We start from the raw sequence: 7,931 nt of genomic DNA on the forward strand, positions 1-7,931 counted from the left end.
CCCATGGCTCACACCGGCGGTGTCAGGGGCAGCGGTGCTCCTTTGAGGACCCAGCTCAGCACCGTCGGCAGGGCACGGAGCGAGGCGAAGTGGGCTGCGGCCGGTTCGAGGACGGCCGTGGCCCGCGGGATACGTTCGGCGAGCCAGGACGAATGGGCCGCCGGGGAGAAGACGTCCTTCGCCCCGAACCAGAACAGCACGGGCACCCGGATCTCGCCGGGGTCGAAGCCCCAGGGCGAGGTCAGCGCGAGCGCGTCGTCGAACCATCCGTACGGGGAGGTCCGCACCGCCTCGTGGTAGTTGCGCAGCAGCATGGAGCGGATGCCGTTGTCGGAGACGATCAGACGGTCGTCGTCGGTGAGGTCCGCGCGCAGGTCCTCCAGCAACCGGGCGGGGTCGGAGCGGATCGCGGCGGAGCGCGGGATCAGCCGGTCGGTGAAGCCCTGCGGGTCGGTGAGCACCGAGTGGAAGTCCCGCACGTTCGAGGGCGCCATGCCCGCGAACCAGTCCAGCCCCGCCGCGTCACGGGGCGCGAGGGTGACGAGGGCCGCCGCCCGGGTCACCCGGTGCGGCAGCAGAGCGGCGCACGCCAGGGCGTGTGGGGCGCCCCCGGAGCGTCCCACCACCGCGAACCGGTCCACGCCGAGCGCGTCGGCGACGACGGTCACGTCCTCCACCGCGTCCACGACGCGGCGCCCCGCTCTGCGGTCGGAGCCCCCGTAGCCGGGCCGGTCGTAGCTGATGAGGCGGGTCCCCCGCTGGTAGAGGAACATCGGGCGCGGTCGCGGGCCGACTCGGCTGCCCGGCATGCCGTGGAAGAGAAAGACGGGCCGCCCGGCCGGGTCCCCCGAGCACTCGACCCGGAGCAGCCGCCCGTCGGGCGCCCGGACATGGGCCGGTGCCCGTGCCAGGTCATGCACAGCGTTCCCCCTCCCTCGGTCCTTGAGGACCGGGACCACGCTGCCCGGACCGTTCCCGCTCGCCCCTCCCACGAAACGGTTCGGGCACGTGACGACGGCTCGGGCTTCTGGCGACGCACCTCATCCGGCCATGCGCGCGTGAGGGAGCCGACCCTTCCGGGTCACGCGTCCGAATCACCGGCGCGAGAGGGCGTCGTCGCGGTCCGCCCGGCGCACCTCAACTCGGAGAAGTGGAACGGCAAGTCGTTCCCGCACGGAACATGTCGCCCGGCGAATGTCTTGACTTCGCCATCTCCTCCCGTCAGATTCGAGGCCCGCACCGCACCCGGGACGCAGGGGCGACGTGTGTCTCCCGGGGAACAGCACGGCCACCCACCCCTTTCACCAGGCTGGAGCGACCTGCATGCCCAAGAGCGCGGACCCCCACGGACGTTCGACCGTACCGGCCGCCGCGCCCTCGCGGCGGCGTGTGCTCGGTGCCGCCGCCGGGGCCGGGGCCGCCGTGGCGGCCGGGGGGCTCGGCGGTACGGCCGTCGCGGCGGAAGCGGCCGCGGCTCCTCCCCTGCTCGGCACCTACGACGTCGTCGTCATCGGTTCCGGTGCCGCCGGGATGACCGCCGCGCTGACGGCGGCCAAGAAGGGGCTGAGTTGTGTCGTCGTGGAGAAGGCGCCGACCTTCGGGGGTTCGGCGGCCCGTTCCGGCGCGGGGATCTGGCTGCCCAACAACAGTGTCATCAAGGCCGCCGGTGTTCCCGACACCCCGGCCAAGGCCGCCCAGTACCTCGCGGCCGTGGTCGGCGACGACGTCCCGGCCGACCGGCAGAAGGCGTTCCTCGACCACGGCCCCGCCATGCTCTCCTTCGTCATGGCGAACAGCCCGCTGAGGTTCCGCTGGATGGAGGGGTACAGCGACTACTACCCGGAGCTGCCCGGCGGTCTGCCGAACGGCCGCTCCATCGAGCCCGACCAGTTCGACGGGAACGTGCTGGGCGCCGAACTCGCCCGGCTGAACCCGCCGTACCTGGCCACCCCGCCCGGCATGGTCGTCTTCAGCGCCGACTACAAGTGGCTCGCCCTGACCGCCGTGAGCGCCAAGGGGGTCGCCGTCGCCACCGAGTGCCTCGCGCGGGGCACCAAGGCCGCGCTGCTCGGGCAGAAGCCGCTCACCATGGGCCAGGCCCTCGCGGGCGGGCTGCGCGCCGGGCTCCTCTCCGCCGGCGTACCGGTGTGGCTGAACACGCCTCTGACGGACCTGCACACGGAGAACGGGGCGGTCACCGGGGCCGTCGTCACCCGCGACGGCGCCCCCGGGCTGCTGCGCGCCCGGCGCGGCGTCATCGTCGGCTCCGGCGGCTTCGAGCACAACGCCGCCATGCGTGAGCGGTACCAGGAGCAGCCCATCGCCCACTGGTCCGTGGGCGCCAAGGAGAACACCGGCGACGGCATCCGCGCCGGGCAGCGCGCGGGCGCCGACGTGGCGCTGATGGACGACGCCTGGTGGGGGCCGGCCATCGCCACGCCTGGACAGCCCTGGTTCTGTCTCGCCGAACGCACGCTCCCCGGCGGCCTGTTGGTCAACGCGGCGGGTGCCCGGTTCGTCAACGAGGCCGGGCCGTACAGCGATGTCGTCCACACGATGTACGAGCGTGACACCCCGTCCGCCCGGCACGTCCCGGCCTGGCTGATCGTCGACCAGAACTACCGCAACCGGTACCTGTTCAAGGACATCGTGCCGACGTTCCCGTTCCCCGACGAGTGGTACGACGCCGGGGCCGCCCACAAGGCGTGGTCGCTGGACGCTCTCGCCTCGGCGATCGGCGTCCCCGCGGGCGCGCTGCGCGCCACCGTCGACCGCTTCAACTCCCTTGCCCGGCAGGGCGACGACACCGATTTCGGCCGCGGCGACAGCGCCTACGACCACTACTACACGGACCCGTCCGTGCAGCCCAACTCCTGCCTGGCGCCGCTGTGGCTGCCGCCGTACTACGCGCTGCGCATCGTCCCGGGCGACCTCGGCACCAAGGGCGGCCTCCTCACCGACGCCAGTGCCCGCGTGCTGCGCCCGGACGGATCGGTGATCCGCGGTCTGTACGCGGCGGGCAATGCCAGCGCCGCGGTGATGGGCCGCAGTTACGCGGGGGCGGGCTCGACGATCGGGCCCGCGATGACCTTCGGCTACGTGGCCGCGCTGGACCTGGCGGGCGCCCTGTGATCCCGGCGGCCGGGCCGCTCGGAAGGGGGAGCTACCCGGCCAGCCGCAGGTCGATCCACCAAGCCGTGTCGCCGTCCAGTTGGTAACGCTCGGTCTCCACGAAGCCCTGCCTCCCGGCGAAGCGGAGGCCGTCCTCGTTCGACTCCAGTACGCAGGTCTCGATCACCCGCGCCCCCAGCTCCCGGGCCCGCCGCAGCGCCCGCTCGTACAGCTGCCCGCCGAGGCCGCGTCCCCGGTGCTCGGCGAGCACCCGCGCGATGACCATGGCCGTGGCGTCGTCCCCGCCCGGCGGGCGGACCGTGGAGTTGCCGATCAACACGCCATCCGAGTAGGCCAGTTCGAGGTGGTTGCGGACGGCGCGCTCGCGGACGTCGTCCAGTGAGAGCAGGTGCGCGGGGATGATCGTGTTGTGGACGTACCGCCAGGCTTCGAGCTGCTCGTCGCTTGCCGATCCGTCCACGCGCTGGATGTCGAGGGCGGTCACCGGCTCAGCCTAAGGGCTGTCCCGTAATCCGCGGTGGATCAGCGCACGGCGTCGGATGCTGGGGGCACCTCCCACGCCGTTCAGGCAGTGGGGGAGCATCGCAAGGCGGAGGGGCGTCCGCATACTGGATGTATGCGGGCGTTCCGACAACGCGGCGAGGTGCCGTAGCCGGCGTCGTGCGCCCGCCGGGGATTACGGGACAGCCCTTAGACACCCCTTCCGGCCCGCGCCTGCGGAATTTCAGCGGCCGTCCTCGGCGCGGCCGTCGTCGCCCGTGTCGAGGAGTGCGTATGCCCGTACGGGGAATGTGCCCATCCCCTCGACGGCCGGCGGCGCGGCGTGGAAGCGGAAGCCCTGCGGCGGGAGTTGCTCCAGGCCGCGCAGGTGCTCCACCACGGGGATGCCGGCGGCGAGCAGCCCGGTGTGGGCGGGGCGGGTGCCGTCGTCGGTGTCGTCGATGTTGAGGGAGTCGATGCCGACCAGGGCCGCCCGCTGTTCGACCAGCCAGGCCACGGCGTCCGCCGTGAGGTAGGGGTGTCCGTGCCCGTACCGCTCGGTGCCCCAGTGCCGGTCCCACCCGGTGTGGATCAGTACGGCCCGCCCCGTGACGTCGTACGGCAGCAGCGCCGCCCGGTCGACGGCCCGGTGTGCGGCGTCGTGGACGCGGACGACGACGCCGTCGAGGTCGGCGAACGTGCCGATCGGCAGCCCGGCGAGGTCGTGCCCGCCGCTGAACCGGTGGAAGGGGCTGTCCAGGTAGGTGCCGGTGTTGGAGACCATCGTGATGCGGCCGATGGCGAACTCGGTGCCGGGCGCGTAGTGCTCGCGGGACGCGTCCCGGGTGAGGTGCTCGCCGATCTCGGGTCCGGGCAGACCGGGGTAGGTGGTCATCCCGTGCCGGATGGTGTGGCTGAGGTCGACGATCCGGCGGCCGTCCCCCTCGCGTGCGCCAGTCGCGCCGGACGCGGCCGGCCGGCCCGCGCCGCTCGTTCCGCGCGACCCCTTGTGCGGCTCCCGCACCGTCTCCCGGCCGCTGATGTGCACCTTGTCGACCATGAGCAGCCCGAGGTGCCGGACGAGCAGCTCGGCCAGCTCCGCGTCACCGATCTCCGGCCCCGGCACGTCCAGCATGAAGCCCTGCGTCTGCAGTCCGCCGCCGTTGCCGAAGGTCACCTCGGCGTCGAACCGGACGCGCCACTGTGCGTCGTTCTCGCTCATGACCCGATCCTCCATGCAGTGACACTTCACCACAAGCAAGGATTACTGAAGCGGAGCTACAGTGCCGCTTATGGAACTCGACCCCCGCCGGCTGCGGGTCCTGCGCGCCGTGGCGCTGCGCGGCGGTGTGGTGGACGCCGCGAAGGTGCTGCATCTGACCCCGTCGGCCGTCTCGCAGCATCTGGCCCAGTTGGAGCGGGAGGTGGGCCGTCCGCTGGTGGACCGCTCGCGCCGCCGCGCGGGACTCACCCCGGCGGGACGTCTGCTGGCCGCGCGCGCCGAACGCATCGAGCAGGAGCTCGCCGAGGCGCGCCGCGAACTCGCCGAGCTGACCGGCCGGGCGACCGGCCCGCTGGCGATCGCCGCGTTCTCCTCGGCGGTGTGCCACCTCCTGGTCCCGGCCCTCGCCGCCCTCGCCCGCACCCACCCCGGTCTGGAGCCCCGCGTCATCGAGACGGAGGGCCCCGAGGCCTTGCGGGAACTGCGCACCGGCGGTCTGGATCTGCTGGTCGTCGAGTACGACGGCGCGGATCCCGATCCCGACGAACTGTGGCGCGACCTGGCGTCCACGCCCGTCGCGGACGACGAGTACCGGGTGATCACCCCGGCCGACTGGTCGCCGCCGCCCCGCTCGGTGCGCGATCTCGCCGAGCGCCCCTGGGTCGCGGCTCCGCCCGACACCGCGTGCGGGCGTGCCCTGGAACGCATCTGCGCCCCGTACGGCTTCACCGCGCGGCGCGCTCACGTGTGCCGGGAGTTCCCGACCGTCCTCTCGCTGGTGCGGGCGGGACTCGGCGCCGCCGTCGTCCCGACGCTGGCTCTCGCCGGTGCCACCACGGAGACCATCGCCCTTCCGCCGGCTCCCGTCGCGGGCCACCGCCGCGTCGCCGCGGTCCACCGAGCCTCGCGTTCTGGCCCGGACCCCCTGGTCTCGGCGGTGACGGACGCCCTGCGGAAGGCGGCGGGGGACCTGGGGCTGACCCCCACGGCCGCCGGCTGACCGGCCGTACGCGGGGCGTCGACGCGGTCCTGCTGGCGTCGAGGGGACGGTGGTCAGGGCGTCTTGATGATGGTGTCGATGGCCCGGGCGAACGCGTCGGGGCACGAGGTGTCAGCCGACGGGCGCGCCACGGTGCCGCCGTGGACCGTGGCCAGGGCGGTGACCAGGAGCCACCTTCGACACCCCCGGTCCACTGCGGCTGCTTGGAACACGTGCTCGGCGGGGCCTGGGCGGCGTTGCGGCACATCCGCGCCCTGCAGGTGGCCAAGTCCTACCTGATCGTGCTGGTGGTCTACCACGTCTGTGCGAACGACAGGATCTGGTGGCTGCTGCGGCACGACCGAATCACCGAGCCCGTCGCCCTTGGGAGCGGGCGCGGCGGTCCGGGGCGGCGGGCGCGGCGGGTTTCCCGCCCCCGCCCCGTATGCGGACGCCCCTCCGCCTCGCGATGCACCGCGTCCGACGCCGTGCACATCCACCGCTGACGAGGGGACAGCCCTCAGAGTGCGTCAACGGCGCTCACTTTCCAGCCCTCGGGCGTGCGGACCAGCGTCATGCGCACCCGGTTCAGATCCACGCGGGACCCCGTGACCTGGGTGCTCGTGGTGACCTGATTGACGAACAGCAGGACCACGGCCTTGTCCGGTCCGGCCGACACGACGGACGCCGCGGAGGAGCCGCCGCCCGCGGGTGCCGCCACCGTCGCCTTCACCACGCCGTGATACTTCCTGGCGGTCGGTCCGACGACCGTCTTCGTGGTCCTGCGGTACTCGTCGCGGAAGGCGCCTGTCAGGTGGGTGCGGGCGCGGGCGAAGTCCCGGTCGAGGTGCCGGTGGTCGTACGACAAGACGACGGGCGCCGCCTTCCGCGCGGCCGCGAGCGCCTCTCCCCGCGCCTGTTCCGCGCGCAGCCCCTCCCGGTACTGCCACCCGAGCACGGATGCGGCGGCCAGACCCGCCACGAGCACGACGCAGAGCGCCAGGGCGAGCAGCCGTCGCCTGGGCCGTGGTGCGGACACGCTCCCCTCCGGCGTCTCCTGGGACTCAGGCGCCTGCTCCGGTGCCGGTGTCTCCTCGGACTCCGGTGCCGGCTCCGGTGCCGGCTCCGGCGGGTCGTCCCACCCGCCCGGAGCGTCGATCACCACCGTGCGTGCGGCGTGCCGCTCCTCGACCCGTGGTGGGGCCTCGTCCCCGAGGTGCTCTGCGCGCCGGGTGCGCTTGGCCGCCGCACGGGCGGCCGCGGTCATGGTGCGGCGGGCGGGGGAGCCTGCACCGCGGCCTCGTGAGGTCGTGTTCGCCAAGGACTTTCTCCTGAACTCTCGTGCCGGTTGTTCCTGCGGCAGGCCTGTCGTCAGCCCACGAACTCGACGTCGGACGTCAGCCAGTTGCCGTCCTTGAGCACGAGGTCGAGTTGGAGCCGGTACGTGCGCGCCTCTCCGTCGGGCACGGCGGTGTTGGTCACCTTGCTGTCGGCGACGACCAGGACCCGGGCGGACCGTGCGTCGGACCGCACGATGCCGGCTTCGAGCACCTGTCCCTCGGACACGGACTTGTTCTCGGCCACGAGTTCGGTCAGCTGCTCGGTCTGCGCGGCGAACTGCTTCCTGAAGTCGCCGGTGGCGCTCCTGAGCACGTTCGCGCTGTCCCGGCCGTAGTGGCGGTAGTCCAGCGAGGTGAAGTTCAGCGCCGACTGGCGGGCCGCCGCCAGGACGTCCTGCCGCCGCTGCTCCGCCGCGCGCTGCTCGGACAACCCCAGGGCCGACCAGGCCGACAGCGCGGTCGTCAGGGCGGTCGCGACGACCAGTCCTGCGGACAGCGCCCTGCGGTGTCCCCGCTGCCCTCCGAGGGCGCGCACGCCGTCGGCCCCGGCCTTCTCGCCGTCCGACCCGGCCTTCTCGCCGTCCGACCCGGCCTTCTCGCCGTCCGACCCGGCCTTCTCGCCGTCCGACCCGGCCTTCTCGCCGTCCGACCCGGCCTTCACGCCGTCGGCCCCGGCCTTCACGCCGTCCGACCCGGCCTTCTCGCCGTCCGACCCGGCCTTCACGCCGTCGGCCCCGGCCTTCACGCCGTCCGACCCGGCCTTCTCGCCGTCCGACCC

The 7,931-nt window shown here is 73.4% G+C and carries 8 protein-coding genes; 3 read left to right on the forward strand and 5 right to left on the reverse strand.

Annotation, left to right across the window (positions count from 1 at the left end; translation table 11 throughout):
* Nucleotides 1–8: 8 nt before the first annotated feature.
* Entirely contained in the window at nucleotides 9–920 is a 912-nt protein-coding gene (locus ACZ43N_RS30795) for an alpha/beta fold hydrolase (protein ID WP_468102252.1), read from the reverse strand.
* A 403-nt stretch (nucleotides 921–1,323) separates the two neighbouring features.
* Between ACZ43N_RS30795 and kstD the strand changes: the two genes are divergently transcribed.
* Entirely contained in the window at nucleotides 1,324–3,132 is a 1,809-nt protein-coding gene (gene kstD, locus ACZ43N_RS30800) for a 3-oxosteroid 1-dehydrogenase (protein WP_468102254.1), read from the forward strand.
* Nucleotides 3,133–3,163: 31 nt separating this feature from the next.
* On the opposite strand, the gene ACZ43N_RS30805 is transcribed toward kstD, so the two are convergent.
* Nucleotides 3,164–3,616, reverse strand: coding sequence for a GNAT family N-acetyltransferase (locus ACZ43N_RS30805; RefSeq protein WP_468102256.1), 453 nt, complete (start codon nucleotides 3,614–3,616; stop codon nucleotides 3,164–3,166).
* 240 nt (nucleotides 3,617–3,856) lie between these two features.
* The gene (locus tag ACZ43N_RS30810) at nucleotides 3,857–4,834 is read right to left on the reverse strand and encodes a cyclase family protein (RefSeq protein WP_468102258.1); all 978 of its coding nucleotides are present in this window, start codon (nucleotides 4,832–4,834) and stop codon (nucleotides 3,857–3,859) included.
* Between the two features lie 70 nt (nucleotides 4,835–4,904).
* Here ACZ43N_RS30810 and ACZ43N_RS30815 point away from each other — a divergent pair, with 70 nt between their 5' ends.
* The gene (locus tag ACZ43N_RS30815) at nucleotides 4,905–5,834 is read left to right on the forward strand and encodes a LysR family transcriptional regulator (protein WP_468102260.1); all 930 of its coding nucleotides are present in this window, start codon (nucleotides 4,905–4,907) and stop codon (nucleotides 5,832–5,834) included.
* 203 nt (nucleotides 5,835–6,037) lie between these two features.
* Nucleotides 6,038–6,319, forward strand: a complete 282-nt coding sequence (locus ACZ43N_RS30820; RefSeq protein WP_468102262.1) for a hypothetical protein — start codon at nucleotides 6,038–6,040, stop codon at nucleotides 6,317–6,319.
* A gap of 14 nt (nucleotides 6,320–6,333) precedes the next feature.
* On the opposite strand, the gene ACZ43N_RS30825 is transcribed toward ACZ43N_RS30820, so the two are convergent.
* Nucleotides 6,334–7,134, reverse strand: a complete 801-nt coding sequence (locus ACZ43N_RS30825; protein WP_468102263.1) for a hypothetical protein — start codon at nucleotides 7,132–7,134, stop codon at nucleotides 6,334–6,336.
* Between the two features lie 50 nt (nucleotides 7,135–7,184).
* A partial coding sequence (locus ACZ43N_RS30830; protein WP_468102265.1) for a hypothetical protein occupies nucleotides 7,185–7,931 on the reverse strand: 747 nt, incomplete at its 5' end.

Source organism: Streptomyces sp. NPDC030814 (assembly GCF_055572155.1).